Origin of the sequence: Rarobacter incanus (genome assembly GCF_006715765.1) — a bacterium.
Taxonomy (GTDB): Bacteria; Actinomycetota; Actinomycetes; order Actinomycetales; family Cellulomonadaceae; genus Rarobacter; species Rarobacter incanus.
The window spans coordinates 466375-482726 of sequence record NZ_VFNV01000001.1 but is presented as its reverse complement, the minus strand read 5'-3'; the positions used below and the strand labels follow the sequence as shown (position 1 = coordinate 482726).

The window sequence follows — 16352 nt, the reverse complement described above, 5'->3', positions numbered from 1 at the left end:
CGCTACCGCCCGCACGAGTATAGGTCCTACGCACCGCGCAGAATCGACGCCATCTTCTTGCCGCGCGCAAGTTCGTCGACGAGTTTGTCCAGGTAACGCACCTTTCGCATCAGCGGATCTGCGATCTCTTCGACACGCTTACCACAGATCACCCCGGTGATCAGGTGCGCGTTCTCATTGAAATCCGGGGCCTGGTCAAAGAAGCTGCGCAACGTCACCTTGTCGGCGTTCACGCGCGCCAGGGCTTCGCGGTCGTACCCGGTCAGCCAGTCAATGATGGTGTCCAGGTCGGCGACGGCGCGCCCTTTGCGCTCTATTTTCGCAACATACAGCGCATAAATGTCTGCGAATGGAACGCTGTATATCCGGTGTTCTGCCATGACCCCCAGGATACCGACCTCGCGTTGCCGCAGCGCCGGCGGCCGGGAGGCCCGGTGGTGGACTACGGTAGTGGCCATGGCCGACAAGTTCGCACCCACAATCACAGCCGAAGATGAAGTTGTTCAAATATGCCAGGAACTGATTCGCATAGACTCCCAGAACTTCGGCAATGACGACGGCCCAGGGGAGCGACTGGCCGCGGAATACGTCATGGGTCTGCTTTCCGAAGTCGGCATCGAAACGACCTACCTCGAGTCGCGCCCACGGCGCGGCAGCGTCGTGGCGCGGATCCCCGGCGCGGACCCAACGCGACCGGCCCTAGTCGTCCACGGCCACCTCGATGTCGTCCCCGCTCTCGCCGACGAGTGGACGGTGGACCCCTTCGCCGGTGAGATCCGCGACGGGATGATTTGGGGGCGCGGCGCGGTCGATATGAAGGACATGGACGCCATGATCCTCGCGATCGTGCGCGAATTCGCGCGAACCGGAAAACGCCCCGCGCGGGATTTGGTGATCGGATTCTTCGCCGATGAGGAGGCCGGAGGCGCACTGGGTGCCCGCCACGTGGTCGACACCCGCCCGGACCTGTTCGAAGGCGCGACCGAAGCGATCAGCGAGGTCGGGGGTTTTTCGGTCCACATTGGGGCGCAGCGCGCCTATTTGCTGCAAACCGCCGAAAAGTCGCTCGCCTGGCTGCGCCTAGTCGCCGACGGAAATGCGGGCCACGGATCGCAGGACGCCGCCGAAAACGTGGTGGTTGACCTGGCTCGCGCCGTCACTCGGATCGGCGATCATCGTTGGCCAATTCGGCTCACGCCCGCGGTGGAAACGTTGTTGCGGGGGGTGGGGGAACTCGTTGGTAAGAAATTCAATCCAAAGGACGAGGCCTGCGTCGCCGAATTGGTTGCCGCACTAGGACCGGCAAAGCGATTCGTGGGGGCCAGTGTGCGCACCACGACCAATCCCACGCGTTTGGAGGCGGGTTACAAGGACAACGTGATTCCGGGTCGCGCGTGTGCGACCGTCGACGCGCGGTTCTTGCCCGGGGATGCGGCGGCGGATATGGAGGTTTTGCGATCTCTTGCCGGGCCGCGCGTGGAGGTGCAAACGATCCACGCGGATGCGAGTGTTGAGGCGCCGTTCGATGCGCCGGTGGTTGATGCGATGATGGCGGCCTTGGACCGGCATGATCCCGGGGTGCCGGTTCTTCCCTATATGTTGTCCGCGGGCACCGATAACAAGTCGTTGGCGAGGTTGGGCATTGCTGGGTATGGGTTTGTGCCGTTGAGGCTGCCTGCCGATCTGGACTTCACGGGGATGTTCCACGGCGTCGACGAACGAGTGCCGGTCGAATCGGTTGTCTTCGGGACGCGGGTGCTGCGGGATCTGCTGCTCAACTGCTGAGCGGGACGTCCGTCTACAGGGTCGCTTGGACCCGCATGACCCGGCGCCGCAGCCAGACCTTGCGGGCGCCGCCGATGTACCACAGGCTGCGGGTCATTTCCCATTGACCGTATTCGGCGGCATGCGTCAGTAATTCGCGGGCCTCGTTCCGGGTGGCATCGGGGGCGATAGTGATCACTTTCACTTCGTATTCGCGTGGAAAAACGGGAGCCATCGTCATCCCTTCGCTGGCCGGGCGGTCGTGCTGACAACCGCCACGCTACCAGCACCTTTTGGGCCGATTGCGGCCTGCTGCCCGTCCGTGTCGGGCGTCGATATCGAATCGTGACGATCCGAATTGGTGCCGATGGCGAAAATGGACTGACAACTGCGCTCAATCACGCTACCGTCAGTGGTATGACTGTGGATCCACGAGCTGCCCTTGACAGACTCATCGCTGCGTTCGAGGCTCACTACAATGCTGTCGCGGCGCGCCGCGGCGACAACGATCAGTCGGTCGACAATGCGTACTACGTCCTTGCCGATGCATTCGACGTTTACGACGAAGCCTTGGGGATGGTGTACGGCGAGGCGACGCCCTTTATTTTGGACGAGGACGAGGACGAGGAATCCGACGACCCGCGACCACGCGATGATGGAGCGCGCGGTAGGGAGTCCGACTCGCCGCACGACTTTTAGGTCCAGCGCTGTGCGCGGGAGCGGGGTCGTTGCTTGCCCATGCGCCCCGCCGCGCGTTCCTGGCCCGGCGTTTCCCGCGCGTGACCGGCCAGGCGTTTCCCGCGCGTGACCGGCCCGGAGCCCACTTCAAGCCGCCCGGCCCCCGGCACGCCGCGTCCCGGCGCCCATCGCCGCAGGGTATTGTCACCCCGTGGACTTATGGCAAGGAATAGTTTTGGGCCTGGTGCAGGGACTCACCGAGTTTCTGCCCGTTTCGTCGAGCGCGCACCTGCGAGTCGCCGGTGAGCTGATCGGGGCGAACGACCCCGGCGCTGCCTTCACTGCTATCACGCAGATCGGCACGGAGCTGGCGGTGATCCTGTACTTCCGCAAGGACATCGCCAGGATCATCGCGGCCTGGTGGTGGGCGTTGATCGGGCGTAGGGGGGCCTCGTTCAAAGCCAGAACGGGCTGGCCGACTAGCGACAGCCCCGCCGACCGCGATGCCCAAATGGCCTGGTTCATCGCGCTGGGATCGATTCCCATCGTCGTGCTCGGTTTGGCCTTTCAGGACGTTATCGAGCACACGTTCCGGAACCTCTACATCATCGCGGGCACGCTTATCGGATTCGCGTTGATACTCGGGTGGGCGGATCGCGTCGCGAAGCGGCGAAAAGCAATCGACGAGCTCACCATGCGCGATTCGATCTTCTACGGATTCGCGCAGTCGCTGGCGCTCATCCCCGGCGTGTCGCGTTCGGGCGGAACTATCACGATGGGTCTACTTCTCGGGTATACGCGGGAAGCGGCGGCGCGGTACTCGTTCTTGCTCGCGCTGCCCGCCGTGTTGGGCTCGGGGCTGTATCAACTGGTCAAATCCGCGGGTGGGGAATCGGCGGAGAGCCTGGTCGTCACCGGGGTGGCGACGGTCACCGCATTCGCGGTGGGCTATGCGGTGATCGTGGGATTCCTGAAGCTCATCTCGCACCGCTCGTTCGCACCCTTTGTCTGGTACCGCATCGGCGCGGGTGCACTGGTGCTGGTGCTTCTGGGAGCGGGGACGCTGCAAGCGTACGCGGGGGCGTAGCCGTTGGGCTGGCGCGGCCAAGGTATTCTTGAGCGCGTGCATTCATGGCCCACAACGACCCTGCCGGAACTCCCCGACACCCCCGCGCGCCGCGAACCGGTGCGGATGTTCGATCCGTCGCGGCAGGCGGTGGTGGCTCTGACCGAACCCGGCCAGCAGCGCGCCAGCATGTACGTGTGCGGCATCACGCCCTACGACGCGACGCACCTGGGACACGCCGCCACCTACGTCGGGTTCGACGTACTCAACCGCACCTGGCGCGACATGGGGCTGGAAGTCAGGTACGCCTCGAACGTCACCGATGTCGACGATCCGCTACTGGAACGCGCAAACGCTACCGGCGTGGACTGGCGTGAACTCGCCGCCCAACAAACCGCGCTCTACGCGCGCGATATGACGGCGCTGGAAGTCATTGCCCCTGACTTCTACGTCGCGGCGACAGAGTCGATCCCCGCGGTTGTGGAGGCAGTCGAATACCTGCTGGTACACAATCTGGCATACCGGGTTCCCGTGAGCGAGACCGTGCCCGCGCCCCTAACGCCGGGTGCCGCCGACATCTACGCTGACATCCAAGCGATCGCTTCCTTCGGCGAGATCTCGCACCTCGACGCCGCCGCCATGACCAAGCTCTTCGCGACGCGCGGCGGCGATCCAGACCGGCCGGGAAAACGCGACGCACTCGACCCGCTGCTGTGGAGGGCCGCGCGAGCGGGCGAACCGCACTGGCCCGGAAGCGGCCTCGGCGACGGTCGCCCGGGCTGGCACATTGAATGCGCCGTCATCGCCCGCGGGACCCTGGGTGACGCCTTCGACCTGCAAGGCGGCGGGCGCGACCTAGTATTTCCGCACCACGAAATGAGCACCGCGCACACCAGCGCCCTGGAAGGCCGTGCGCGCGACCTCGCTCCCGCGGGCGCGCGGCACCACACGCACATGGGGCTAGTTGCCTACAGGGGCGAGAAGATGAGCAAGTCCCTAGGAAACCTGGTGCTCGTTTCGCGCCTGCTCGAATCCGGTTACGAGCCCGCGGCCATCCGCGTCGCGCTCTTCAACCACCGCCTGCACCAGGACTGGGAGTGGTTCGACACGGACATGCAGGCAGCTGCCCAGCGCGTGGCGTGGTGGCGAACGGCGCTGAGCGGGTACGGCGGCGCAGATCCGCTCGTTTTTTTGGACGAGGCCCGCCTCGCCCTGCGCGACAACCTCGACACACCCCGCGCGCTGGCGGCGATGGACGCGTGGGCCACGCGGACGTTGGAGCTGGCGCGCGACGGCGACGACGGCGTCGCGGGAGCCGCCGGGCTCGTTTCCCGCGGGCTGACGGCGTTGCTCGGGATCATGCTCTAGGTGGGGCCGCGCTGCGCGGGCTCGTGCGCTAGGTGGGCCGGTCTGGCAGCCGACGTGAGCCGTGCTGCGCGGGCTCGTGCGCTAGGTGGGCCGGTCTGGCAGCCGGCGTGGGCCGTGCTGCGCGGGCTCGTGCGCTAGGTGGGCCGGTCTGGCAGCCGGCGTGGGCCGTGCTGCGCGGGCTCGTGCGCTAGGTGGGCCGGTCTGGCAGCCGGCGTGGGCCGCGCTGCGCGGGCTCGTGCGCTAGGTGGGCCGGTCTGGCAGCCGGCGTGGGGCGAGCCCCGCTGGTGGGCCGCCCCCCGCGGTGACGCGCTCAGCCCTCGTCGGTGCTTCCCTTGGCACCAGTGCCACCGCCCCTTTTGCGCAGGAACTTCTCGAACTCTGCGGCGATAGCGTCCCCGGACGCCTCGGGGGAGTCGGTCGTGTCCTTGAGAGATTCGAGCTGCTGCACGTATTCGGCGACCGGTTGATCGTCTTCCAACATTTCATCGACCCCGCGGCGCCACGCCCGGGCATCATCGACCAGCTGTCCCAGTTCGATTGGCTCGCCAACCAGATCTTCCAGCTTGTTTAAGAGCCCGATCGTCGCACTCGGCGCGGGGGTCTGCGCAACGTAATGGGGAACCGCCGCCCACACCGCCAGCGCGTCGAGGCCGATCGCGTCAGCTATGTCTTGAAGTACCGAGGTTATGCCGACGGGGCCCTCGTAATCGCTGCGATCCAGCTCCAGGCGGTTGGTCAGGTCCTCGTCGTAACTGTGTACTGCGATCGGGAGCGGGCGCGTGTGCGGAACGTCCGCCAGCATGGCCCCCAGCACGATTATCGTCTGCACGCCGCGTTCGCGGGCAACCGCGATCAACTCGGCGCAGTACGAGCGCCACCGCATGGACGGTTCGGTGCCCTCGATGAGGAAAATGTCCTGGCCGGAAGACGGCAGCGTCGAGCGCGTCACCGTCGTGCCGGGCCAATCGAGCGCGTGCCCGCTGACACCGGCGCGACCAAGGGTCGGGCGGGCGACCTGGAAATCGTAATAGTCTTCGGGGTCAACGGAGTGGATCAGTTCGCCGCCCCAGACCTCGCGCATGTGCAGGACCGCGGCTGTGGCTGCGGTGCCCGCATCGTTCCATCCGCCGAACGCGGCGATCAGGACGGGACCTGGCAGAGGCACGGTGGCGGGGGCTGAATCGGGCATGTCCTTAGCCTAGGCGCAAAGTCTGACCCAACGCAGTTCGCCTTAGGATGAAGCGGTGACTTTTACCCCATCGTTTCGCGGCGTCTTGTTCGACATGGACGGAACGCTTATTGATTCCGAGCCGTATTGGATGGCCGCCGAAGGTGACCTGGTGCGGTCATTCGGGGGCGAATGGACCCGCGCCGACGCCGAGGAATTGGTGGGTAATGACCTGACATTTTGCGGGCGGGTGCTGCAATCGCGCGGAGTTGATTTGCCGGTGCCGGTGATAGTTTCGAAGCTGGTTGATACCGTGGCTGCGCATTTGCGTCGCGAGGTGCCGTGGCAGCCGGGGGCGGCTGCATTATTGGACGAGATCCGTGCCGCCGGCGTCCCGGTCGCCCTGGTGACAATGTCGTATCGGGTGCTGGCAGATGCGCTCGTTGCTTCCGCCGCCCCGGGAGCGTTTGCCGCGGTCGTGTGCGGCGACGAGGTATCGCGCGGTAAGCCTCACCCCGAACCGTATCGCGTCGCGGCCAGCGCTTTGGGTACCGAGCCGCAGTTCTGCGTGGCGATCGAAGACTCCCCGCCGGGGGTGGCGTCGGCGTTGGCGGCCGGGGCGGTAACTGTCGCGGTCCCGCACGCCGTGGCGGTTCACCCACGCGATGGTGTTACGCAGGTGAAGTCCCTCGAGGAACTGTCGTTGGAGGCTTTGGAACAGATCTTCGCTAGACTCGGCGATCGTGACTTCTGAGAATACGAGCGACGTGCCCGGGGCAAACGAATCTTTCGAAGCGCCCTTGGCGCGCGGCGCGGGCGACGAGCCGCCGGCGGGTGCGGCGTTGGGGACGGGCGCCGCCGCGGCGTTGGGGGCGACCGGATCTCACCTGCGCCGGGGGCCCTTGCGGGCCGGTGACCGCGTCCAGCTCACTGACATCAAAGGCCGACATTCGACGATCGTTTTGGAAGCAGGCGGCCAATTCCACACGCACAAGGGATACCTGCGCCACGATGATCTTATCGGCCAACCCGAGGGCATCACCGTCGCGAACACGGGCGGCGTCCAGTACCTGGCATTCCGTCCGCTCTTCAACGACTACGTGCTGTCAATGCCGCGCGGGGCAGCGATTGTCTATCCCAAGGATGCGGCCCAGATCGTGATCCAGGCAGACATTTTCCCGGGCGCGCGCGTCGTTGAATCCGGCGTCGGTTCCGGTGGCCTCACGTTGGCGCTTTTGAATGCCGTCGGTGATCAAGGGTACGTTCACTCGATTGAACGCCGCGACGATTTCGCCGCGATCGCGCGCGGCAATGTCGAGAACTTTTTTGGTGGCCCCCACCCGGCCTGGAGCCTTTCAACCGGTGATCTGGCGGACGTGCTACCGATGACTGAAGAGCCGCAGACTGTTGATCGCGTTGTCCTCGACATGCTGGCGCCGTGGGAGAACCTTGATGTTTCCGCCGACGCTTTGCGTCCCGGTGGCGTCCTGATCGCCTATGTTGCGACCACGACCCAACTGTCGCGTTTGGCGGAGGCGGTTCGCGATACGGGTCGGTTCGCGGAACCGTACGCGTGGGAGACGATGCAGCGCGGCTGGCACTTGGAGGGGCTTGCGGTACGCCCCGAGCACCGCATGATGGGTCACACCGGGTTCCTGCTCACCACCCGGCGCGTCGCCGACGACACGGTCATCCCCGAGCGGAAACGACGGCCGTCGAAGGGGGCCTACCCGGCGGCCACCGACGAGGAAACCTGGACCGAGGACGACTTTGGCGTGCGCCAACCGACCGACCGCAAGCTGCGCCGCACCCGCAGGGCGGTCGGCCAGGCCCGCGACGCCAACTAGCCGCGCTACCACCTTGCCGCGCCGTCGCCTTGCCGCGCCGCCACCTTGCCGCGCCGTCGCCTTGCCGCGCTGCCTCTCCCCGCTGGTTCGAGTGCGCCGGTTTGTGCAGGGGTTTTGACTGAAAGGGGCGCGGTCGGCGCTTGCGAGGGTCCCCGGGGACGTCGAGTGCGGGGTTTTGGTTCGAGTGCGCCGGTTTGTGCAGGGGTTATCACTGGAAGGTGCGCGGTCGGCGCGTGTGGGGGTGGTCTCGATACGCGCGCTTCGCGCGCACTCGACCGGCGGGGGGCGCGGTCGGCGCGTGTGGGGGTGGTCTCGATACGCGCGCTTCGCGCGCACTCGACCGGCGGGGGGTGCGGTCGGCGCGTGTGGGGGTGGTCTCGATACGCGCGCTTCGCGCGCACTCGACCGGCGGGGATCCGCGGTACTCGACCGGCGGGGGTCCGCGATGCTCGACCGGCGGGGATCCGCGGTACTCGACCGGCGAGGGGCGCGCTATTCGACCAGCGAGGGGCGGACGGCCTGGAAGATCGCGGTGCCGGGCAGCACCTTGCCGCGTAGCGGACTCCACCCACCCCAGACGTTCGTGTTGTCAGTGGGCCACTCGGGTTCGATGATCCCGGTGAGAGCAAATCCCGCCGCGACCAAAGCAGCGACATGGTCGCCGATCGTGCGGTGATACTCGGCGTAGGTCACGTTGCCGGATGGGTCTGTCTCAATGTACGGGGCGCGGTCGAAGTACGACTTCGACACGGTGAGCCCCGGCTCGCCCGGAGCATCCGGGAACGCCCACCGGATCGGGTGAGTCACCGAGAAAACCCAGCGACCGCCGGGCCGCAGCACTCGGGCGACTTCGGCGTGGATTGCGTCTAATTCGGCCACAAAAGGGATCGCGCCGTAGGCGGTGAAAACGACATCGAACGCCGCGTCGCCAAAGGGGAGGTCGCGGGCATCCGCCGCGACCAAGGGGACATTGACGCCGGTTCGCTCGTTGAGTAGCCGCGCCTGCTCGATCATCGTCGCGGACACGTCCGTTGCCACCACGTCGCATCCGCCCGCCGCCAACCAGCGGGAACACTGCGCTGCGCCAGAACCTATCTCTAGGACCTTTTGACCCGATAGGTCGCGGATGTCGCCTAACAACCGGGCATCGGCCTCCCGCAGGCCCTCGGGTCCCCACACAAAATCGGCGTCGCCGAGGAAGGCGCGGTGCTCGTCCATATATTCCTGGGCGTTGCTATCCCACCACAAACGGCCGGATTCGCGGGTCAAGGTAGGGTCTATGGGTCGGTAGCCGACAAAATTTTTCGGCGAATGTGGCTGGCTCACACGGACATTCTCGCTCAGCACGATCGCTCGTTGCGATCCTGGGACGTTGGATGCGTGTGATCCAGGTGACAGTCGATAGGCTATACCTGGTCGCCTTGCAGCGGACCTTGCAAACGTGACCGCGTTGTGCGGTTAGTCAGATGATCTTCGAAGGAGCGAATTCATGCAGATTGGCTTGTTGACAGGTGGCGGCGACTGCCCCGGTCTCAATGCTGCTATCCGTGCGGTTGTCAAGCGTGGTCTTGGCGAATACGGTCATTCGATCATTGGCTTCCGTAACGGCTGGAAGGGCGTCGTCAACGGTGATCTGGTGCCGCTAACGCGCGACAAGATCCGCAACACCCTCCCCGAGGGCGGCACGATTTTGGGCACCGCCCGCTACCATCCCACCAAGGAAAACGGTGGAATTGACGCCGTCATGCAGGTGCTGGAACAAGAGCGCATCGAGGCCCTGATCTGCATCGGTGGTGACGGCACCCTGCACGCGGCAAGCGAAGTGGCCGCCGCGGGAGTCAAGATCGTCGCGATCCCCAAAACTATCGACAACGACGTGTGGGGGACCGACCAATCGATCGGCTACCACACCGCAGTCAACATCGCCACGGAGGCGATCGACCGCATCCACACCACCGCCGAATCCCACAACCGTGTCATGGTCGTCGAGGTGATGGGACGCACCGCTGGATGGATCGCCGTCAACGCTGGTATCGCCGGTGGCGCGGAGATCGTTTTGGCCCCCGAAGAGCCCTTCGACATGGACCGCATCGTTCGGTTCCTCACGCACCGCCACCGGTCCCACGCCAGCTTCTCGATCATCGTCGTTGCCGAAGGGGCGCAGGCGGTCGCGGGGAGCTCGTTTGAATACACGACCGAGACGGGCAAGTACGGCGAAATCATCGGTGGCGCTGTTGGCGCGGCCGTATCGCACGAGATCGCTGCACGCACTGGGTTCGACACGCGCCTAACGGTGCTGGGCCACGTCCAGCGCGGAGGGTCGCCGACGCCGACCGACAGGATTTTGGGATCACGCTTCGGTGTGGCGGCCGTGGACGCAATCGTGGCGGGCAAGTCCGACGTCATGACCGCGCTGATCGGCGAGCACGTCGAGCTGGTTTCCCTGCAAGACATCGCCGGCAAGGTCAAGACCGTTCCGACCGAGCTGTTGCAGGTGGCGCGCGCGCTGGCGTAGCAGCCTGCGGCGGGGCCGGAGGCCGCTGCGATTGGGGCGACGAGGGTTTTGGAGGAGCGGGCCTCGTCGGATATCAATTGACATAAAGAACGAGGCGCCCAAGCGAGGGGGCAACACGAGCACGGCGGACTGCGCTAATCGTGTTGCCCCCGCTTGGTTTTAGGGGTAAAATCCTTCACGGTCTTGCTGTGTCGTCTATGTTGTGCGCCTCGCGCGCGTGCGTGGCGGGGCGGCGGATCGAACAGTCCATATCAGCACTATTCCTGTCCGCATCGGAGCATCTGTTTTATATGACCATCTCGACCCCCTCGAAGTCCGCACCATCCGTAGCCGTAAACGACATCGGCTCCGAAGAGGACTTCCTTGCCGCCGTTGACGCCACCATCAAGTACTTCAATGATGGCGACATCGTTGACGGCACGATCGTCAAGGTAGACCGCGATGAGGTTCTGCTTGACATCGGTTACAAGACGGAGGGTGTTATCCCTTCGCGCGAGCTTTCCATCAAGCACGACGTTGACCCCTCCGAGATCGTCCAGGTGGGCGACCGCGTTGAGGCGCTTGTGCTGCAGAAGGAAGACAAAGAAGGCCGCCTGATCCTGTCCAAGAAGCGCGCGCAATACGAGCGTGCCTGGGGCACCATCGAGCAGGTCAAGGAAGAGGACGGCATCGTTACCGGTACCGTCATCGAGGTCGTCAAGGGTGGTCTTATCCTCGACATCGGTCTGCGCGGATTCTTGCCCGCATCGCTGGTTGAGATGCGCCGCGTGCGCGACCTGCAGCCGTACGTCGGCAAGCAGATCGAAGCGAAGATCATCGAGCTCGACAAGAACCGCAACAACGTTGTTCTTTCGCGCCGCGCATGGCTGGAGCAGACCCAGTCGGAGGTTCGCTCGACCTTCCTGCAGACCCTGCAAAAGGGCCAGGTGCGCCCGGGTGTTGTCTCCTCGATCGTCAACTTCGGTGCGTTCGTGGACCTGGGTGGCGTCGACGGTCTGGTGCACGTCTCCGAGCTGTCTTGGAAGCACATCGACCACCCCAACGAGGTTGTCGAGGTTGGCCAGGAAGTCACCGTCGAGGTGCTGGACGTCGACTTCGACCGCGAGCGTGTTTCGCTGTCGCTGAAGGCTACGCAGGAAGACCCGTGGCAGACCTTCGCGCGTACGCACGCTATCGGCCAGGTTGTGCCCGGTAAGGTCACCAAGCTTGTTCCGTTCGGTGCGTTTGTGCGCGTCGAGGACGGCATCGAGGGTCTGGTTCACATCTCCGAACTGGCTCAGCGTCACGTCGAACTGCCCGAGCAGGTCGTTTCCGTTGGCTCCGATGTATTCGTCAAGATCATCGACATCGAGCTGGATCGCCGCCGGATCTCGCTGTCGCTCAAGCAGGCGAACGAGGGCGTGGACCCGACTTCGGAAGACTTTGACCCGGCGCTGTACGGCATGGCCGCGGAGTACGACGAAGAGGGCAACTACAAGTACCCCGAAGGGTTCGACCCCGAGACGAACGAGTGGCTCGAGGGTTACGAGGCTCAGCGCGAAGCGTGGGAGGCGGAGTACGCCAAGGCTCACGAGCGTTGGGTTGCTCACAAGGAGCAGGTATCGGCTGCACTCGCCGCCGACCAGGCAGCCGCTGCCGAGGCTCCCGCCGAGGGCGGCGAGGCTGCACCCGCCAACTACACCTCTTCGGCTCCTGCCGAGAGCGGCGAGGGAACGCTTGCGTCCGATGAGGCGCTTGCCGCACTGCGCGAGAAGCTGACCAGCAACTGATCTGATTGATCTAGGTCGCGGCGGGGCGTCCACCTTCGGGTGGGCGCCTCGCCTTTGTTGAGCGAGTAGTGCGCAGCGGTGTCGTTGAGCGAGTAGTGCGCAGTGGTGTCGTTGATCGAGTAGTGCGCAGTGGTGTCGTTGATCGAGTAGTGCGCAGTGGTGTCGTTGATCGAGTAGTGCGCAGTGGTGTCGTTGATCGAGTAGTGCGCAGTGGTGTCGTTGATCGAGTAGTGCGCAGTGGTGTCGTTGATCGAGTAGTGCGCAGTGGTGTCGTTGATCGAGTAGTGCGCAGCGGTGTCGTTGATCGAGTAGTGCGCAGCGGTGTCGTTGATCGAGTAGTGCGCAGCGGTGTCGTTGATCGAGTAGTGCGCAGCGGTGTCGTTGATCGAGTAGTGCGCAGCGGTGTCGTTGATCGAGTAGTGCGCAGCGGTGTCGTTGAGCGAGTAGTGCGCAGCGGTGTCGTTGATCGAGTAGTGCGCAGCGGTGTCGTTGATCGAGTAGTGCGCAGCGGTGTCGTTGATCGAGTAGTGCGCAGTGGTGTCGTTGATCGAGTAGTGCGCAGTGGTGTCGTTGATCGAGTAGTGCGTAACGGTGTCGTTGATCGAGTAGTGCGCAGCGCGCGCGTATCGAGATCGGATCTGCTTGTCGTCGAGTGCGGGGTTTTGGTTCGACTGCGGGGTTTTGTGCAGGGGTTTTGACTGGAAGGGCCGCGCTCGGCGCGTGTGGGGGTGCCCGGGGGCGTCGAGTGCGGGGTTTTGGTTCGAGTGCGGTGGTTTGTGCAGGGGTTTTGACTGGAAGGGGCGCGGTCGGCGCGCGCGGCGATGCCCGGGAACGTCGAGTGCTGGGTTTTGGTTCGAGTGCGGTGGTTTGTGCGAGGGTTTTGACTGGAAGGGCCGCGCTCGGCGCGCGCGGCGATGCCCGGGAACGTCGAGTGCTGGGTTTTGGTTCGAGTGCGGTGGTTTGAGCAGGGGTTGTGACTGAAAGGGCCGCGGTCGGCGCCCGCTACTCAACCTTCGACTCGGGTAACCCGCCTATGCTGGTGGGCACCACGAAAGCCACCACGAAAGCCACCACCAAGGAGACACGATGCGCCGCATAGGTTTGACGGGCGGAATCGCCGCCGGCAAGTCGACTGTTTCCCAGCGCCTGCTCCACCTCGGTGCGACCGTGATCGACCACGACAAACTCGCGCGCGAGGTCGTTGCCCCCGGCACGCCCGGCCTGGAATCGATCACGCTTAGGTTCGGCGGGGACGTTTTGACGAACGATGGTGAGCTCGATCGGCCCGCTCTGGCGGCGATCGTGTTCAACGACCCTGACGCTTTGACCGATCTGAATGCCATAGTTCACCCACTGGTGCTTGATCTTGCGGCGCAACTCGAAAGCCGGGCGGCGCGGGCGGGCGCCGCGGTGGTGGTCCACGACATTCCGCTGCTCATCGAGACGGGTCAACGCGCCGACTTTGACCAGTTGCTCGTGGTCTGTGCACCGGCAGATTTGCGGATTTCCCGGCTTGTTGAGGGACGAGGTCTCTCCCTCCCCGAGGCGCGTCGCCGCATCGCGAGCCAGGTCGACGACGAAGTCCGGGAGGCCGCCGCGGATGTGGTGTTTGACGGGTCGGGTTCCGTCGAACACCTGCAAGAGCAGGTCGATTCGTGGTGGCGCACACTGAACTTGTGACGAGTCGGCCCGCAGGTACGAACGTCGCACCCACGCCCTGCCCGCCGCTGGCGTAGGCTCTGCCCGCCGCTGGCGTAGGCTCTGCCCGCCGCTGGCGTAGGCTCTGCCCGCCGCTGGCGTAGGCTCTGCCCGCCGCTGGCGCATGCCCCACCACTTCGTACAATTGTGCAGAGCGGGTATCATGGAGGTATGCGCCCCGTCACAGATCTTCGCCGCAGCGTCGCCCCGTTTGAGGTGATCTCGGAATACAACCCGTCCGGCGACCAGCCGCAGGCGATCGCCGAGCTGGCGGACCGCATCGAGGGCGGCGAGAAGGACGTTGTCCTGCTTGGGGCGACCGGAACCGGAAAGTCCGCGACGACGGCCTGGCTCATCGAACGCCTGCAACGCCCGACGCTGGTCATGGCGCCGAACAAGACGCTGGCCGCTCAATTGGCGGCGGAATTCCGCGAACTGCTGCCGAACAACGCGGTCGAATACTTCGTTTCCTACTACGACTACTACCAGCCCGAGGCGTATATCGCGCAAACGGACACGTACATTGAGAAGGATTCGTCGATCAACGACGAGGTTGAGCGCCTGCGCCACTCCGCCACCAGCAGCCTACTGACCAGGCGCGACGTGGTCGTCGTTGCCTCCGTTTCCTGCATTTACGGTTTGGGTACGCCGCAGGAATACGTCGACCGGATGGTGCGGTTGCAGGTGGGCGATACGGTTGATCGCGACGACATGCTGCGCCAGTTCGTCACTATGCAATACACCCGCAATGACACGGCATTTGTGCGCGGAACGTTTCGCGTGCGCGGCGACACGGTAGAAATCATCCCGGTTTACGAGGAACTGGCGATCCGCATCGAGTTCTTCGGTGACGAGGTCGAATCCATCACGACCCTGCACCCGCTGACCGGGGACGTGGTCAAGACAGAGGAATTCGTGTACCTGTTCCCTGCCTCGCACTACGTTGCCGGCCCTGAGCGGATGCACAAGGCGATCACAAGCATTGAGGACGAGTTACGCGAGCGGCTGGGGGAACTCGAACGTCAAAATAAGCTGCTTGAGGCGCAACGGTTGCGAATGCGGACTACCTACGATCTGGAAATGATGCGCGAGATCGGCACGTGCTCGGGCATTGAGAACTATTCGCGGCATATCGATGGCCGCGAGCCGGGCTCGCCGCCGAACACCCTCTTGGATTATTTCCCGGACGACTTCTTGTTGGTGATCGACGAATCGCACGTCACCGTGCCGCAGATCGGCGCCATGTATGAAGGTGACATGTCGCGCAAGCGCAACCTGGTTGATTTCGGGTTCCGGTTGCCCAGCGCTATGGACAACAGGCCGCTGCGGTGGCAGGAGTTTCAGGAGCGGATCGGCCAGACGGTGTATCTGTCTGCGACGCCGGGCGACTACGAAATGGCGCAGTCCGATGGTGTCGTCGAGCAGATCATTCGCCCGACCGGGCTGGTGGATCCGAAGATTGTTGTGAAGCCGACGCGCGGGCAGATCGATGACCTGCTGGGAGAAATCAGGGCGCGGATCGAGCGCGACGAGCGCGTGCTGGTCACGACGCTGACGAAGAAGATGGCGGAGGACCTGACCGACTACCTGCTGGAACGCGGGATCAAGGTGCAGTACCTACACTCCGACGTCGACACGCTGCGGCGGGTGGAATTGCTGCGCGAACTGCGCCTCGGCAAGTTCGATGTGCTGGTCGGGATCAACCTGTTGCGCGAGGGCCTGGACCTGCCCGAGGTAAGCCTGGTCGCGATCTTGGACGCGGACAAGGAGGGATTCTTGCGTTCCGAACGGTCGCTGATCCAGACTATCGGGCGCGCGGCGCGTAACGTGTCCGGCGAGGTGCACATGTACGCGGACAAGAAGACGGCGGCGATGAAGGTCGCGATCGAGGAAACCGAACGCCGCCGCGCCCGGCAGATCGCCTACAACAAGGAACACGGTATCAACCCGCAGCCGCTGCGCAAGAAGATCGCAGACGTCACCGACATGCTGGCGCGCGAAGACGTGGATACGCAGGAGTTGTTGGCGACCGGGTATCGCGGCGCGAAGGGGAAGGGCGCTCGCGCCGAGGACGGTGGCGTGGACAGGCATGCGGGCGTCAAGGAGGGTGCGCGGGTGTCTCGTTCGGTGCCGTCCGCCGAAAAGGAGCTGGTCCAGTTGATTCAGGAGCTGGGCGAGCAGATGCATGCGGCGGCCGCCGATCTACAGTTCGAACTAGCGGCACGATTGCGGGACGAGGTCAGCGATCTCAAGAAAGAACTTCGCCAGATGCGGAGCGCGACCGCCTGAGAACGCGCGGGGGCGGTCGGCCCCTAACGCCCGTTGGCCTTGCGCCGCCGGCGCACCTTGCCCGCCTGCCGACCTTGCGCCCGCCCGCCGACCTTCCGCCCGCCCGCCGGCGCACCTTGCCCGCCCGCCTGCCGACTTTGCGCCCGCGCGCCGCGCGCGCCGCGCTCCCCGGACCCGGTTTCCGGCGTCC

At 64.8% G+C, this 16352-nt stretch carries 15 protein-coding genes; 10 read left to right on the top strand and 5 right to left on the bottom strand.

Annotated features, from left to right (window positions below; genetic code table 11):
* Nucleotides 1-26 precede the first annotated feature (26 nt).
* The gene (locus FB389_RS01965; RefSeq protein WP_142113420.1) at nt 27-380 is read right to left on the bottom strand and encodes a DUF2200 domain-containing protein; all 354 of its coding nucleotides are present in this window, start codon (nt 378-380) and stop codon (nt 27-29) included.
* A gap of 76 nt (nt 381-456) precedes the next feature.
* Between FB389_RS01965 and FB389_RS01960 the strand changes: the two genes are divergently transcribed.
* Nucleotides 457-1785, top strand: coding sequence for a M20/M25/M40 family metallo-hydrolase (locus FB389_RS01960; protein WP_142111126.1), 1329 nt, complete (start codon nt 457-459; stop codon nt 1783-1785).
* 13 nt (nt 1786-1798) lie between these two features.
* On the opposite strand, the gene FB389_RS01955 is transcribed toward FB389_RS01960, so the two are convergent.
* The gene (locus FB389_RS01955; protein ID WP_211344931.1) at nt 1799-1999 is read right to left on the bottom strand and encodes a DUF5703 family protein; all 201 of its coding nucleotides are present in this window, start codon (nt 1997-1999) and stop codon (nt 1799-1801) included.
* Nucleotides 2000-2181: 182 nt separating this feature from the next.
* Here FB389_RS01955 and FB389_RS01950 point away from each other — a divergent pair, with 182 nt between their 5' ends.
* The 3 genes from FB389_RS01950 (at nt 2182) to mshC (ending at nt 4876) form a co-directional block, all read left to right on the top strand.
* Nucleotides 2182-2463, top strand: coding sequence for a primosomal protein (locus FB389_RS01950; protein WP_142111124.1), 282 nt, complete (start codon nt 2182-2184; stop codon nt 2461-2463).
* Between the two features lie 190 nt (nt 2464-2653).
* Nucleotides 2654-3529, top strand: coding sequence for an undecaprenyl-diphosphate phosphatase (locus FB389_RS01945; protein ID WP_142111123.1), 876 nt, complete (start codon nt 2654-2656; stop codon nt 3527-3529).
* A 36-nt stretch (nt 3530-3565) separates the two neighbouring features.
* Complete coding sequence (gene mshC / locus FB389_RS01940; RefSeq protein WP_142111122.1) at nt 3566-4876, top strand: cysteine--1-D-myo-inosityl 2-amino-2-deoxy-alpha-D-glucopyranoside ligase; 1311 nt, start codon at nt 3566-3568, stop codon at nt 4874-4876.
* Nucleotides 4877-5186: 310 nt separating this feature from the next.
* On the opposite strand, the gene FB389_RS01935 is transcribed toward mshC, so the two are convergent.
* Nucleotides 5187-6065, bottom strand: a complete 879-nt coding sequence (locus FB389_RS01935; protein WP_142111121.1) for a PAC2 family protein — start codon at nt 6063-6065, stop codon at nt 5187-5189.
* A 55-nt stretch (nt 6066-6120) separates the two neighbouring features.
* Between FB389_RS01935 and FB389_RS01930 the strand changes: the two genes are divergently transcribed.
* Together FB389_RS01930 and FB389_RS01925 are read left to right on the top strand one after the other, a co-directional pair.
* Entirely contained in the window at nt 6121-6798 is a 678-nt protein-coding gene (locus tag FB389_RS01930; protein ID WP_246043470.1) for an HAD family hydrolase, read from the top strand.
* A gap of 88 nt (nt 6799-6886) precedes the next feature.
* Nucleotides 6887-7891, top strand: a complete 1005-nt coding sequence (locus tag FB389_RS01925; RefSeq protein ID WP_425467262.1) for a tRNA (adenine-N1)-methyltransferase — start codon at nt 6887-6889, stop codon at nt 7889-7891.
* 492 nt (nt 7892-8383) lie between these two features.
* Here FB389_RS01925 and FB389_RS01920 read toward each other — a convergent pair whose 3' ends face one another.
* On the bottom strand, nt 8384-9109 hold the full coding sequence (locus FB389_RS01920) for a methyltransferase domain-containing protein (RefSeq protein WP_142111119.1): 726 nt from the start codon (nt 9107-9109) through the stop codon (nt 8384-8386).
* A 271-nt stretch (nt 9110-9380) separates the two neighbouring features.
* Here FB389_RS01920 and FB389_RS01915 point away from each other — a divergent pair, with 271 nt between their 5' ends.
* Nucleotides 9381-10406: a 6-phosphofructokinase gene (locus FB389_RS01915; protein ID WP_142111118.1), complete on the top strand. Its 1026-nt coding sequence runs from the start codon at nt 9381-9383 to the stop codon at nt 10404-10406.
* Nucleotides 10407-10696: 290 nt separating this feature from the next.
* A complete protein-coding gene (rpsA, locus tag FB389_RS01910) occupies nt 10697-12175 on the top strand; it encodes a 30S ribosomal protein S1 (protein ID WP_142111117.1) in 1479 nt (492 codons plus the stop codon).
* Here rpsA and FB389_RS01905 read toward each other — a convergent pair.
* A complete protein-coding gene (locus FB389_RS01905) occupies nt 12082-13185 on the bottom strand; it encodes a hypothetical protein (RefSeq protein ID WP_246043469.1) in 1104 nt (367 codons plus the stop codon). The two genes, rpsA and FB389_RS01905, sit on opposite strands and share 94 nt — an antisense overlap.
* A gap of 76 nt (nt 13186-13261) precedes the next feature.
* On the opposite strand from FB389_RS01905, the gene coaE reads away from it, so the two are divergent.
* The gene (coaE, locus tag FB389_RS01900; protein ID WP_142111116.1) at nt 13262-13855 is read left to right on the top strand and encodes a dephospho-CoA kinase; all 594 of its coding nucleotides are present in this window, start codon (nt 13262-13264) and stop codon (nt 13853-13855) included.
* Nucleotides 13856-14044: 189 nt separating this feature from the next.
* Nucleotides 14045-16162 (top strand): excinuclease ABC subunit UvrB, encoded by a 2118-nt coding sequence (gene uvrB / locus FB389_RS01895; RefSeq protein ID WP_142111115.1) that lies wholly within the window; start codon nt 14045-14047, stop codon nt 16160-16162.
* Nucleotides 16163-16352: the final 190 nt, after the last annotated feature.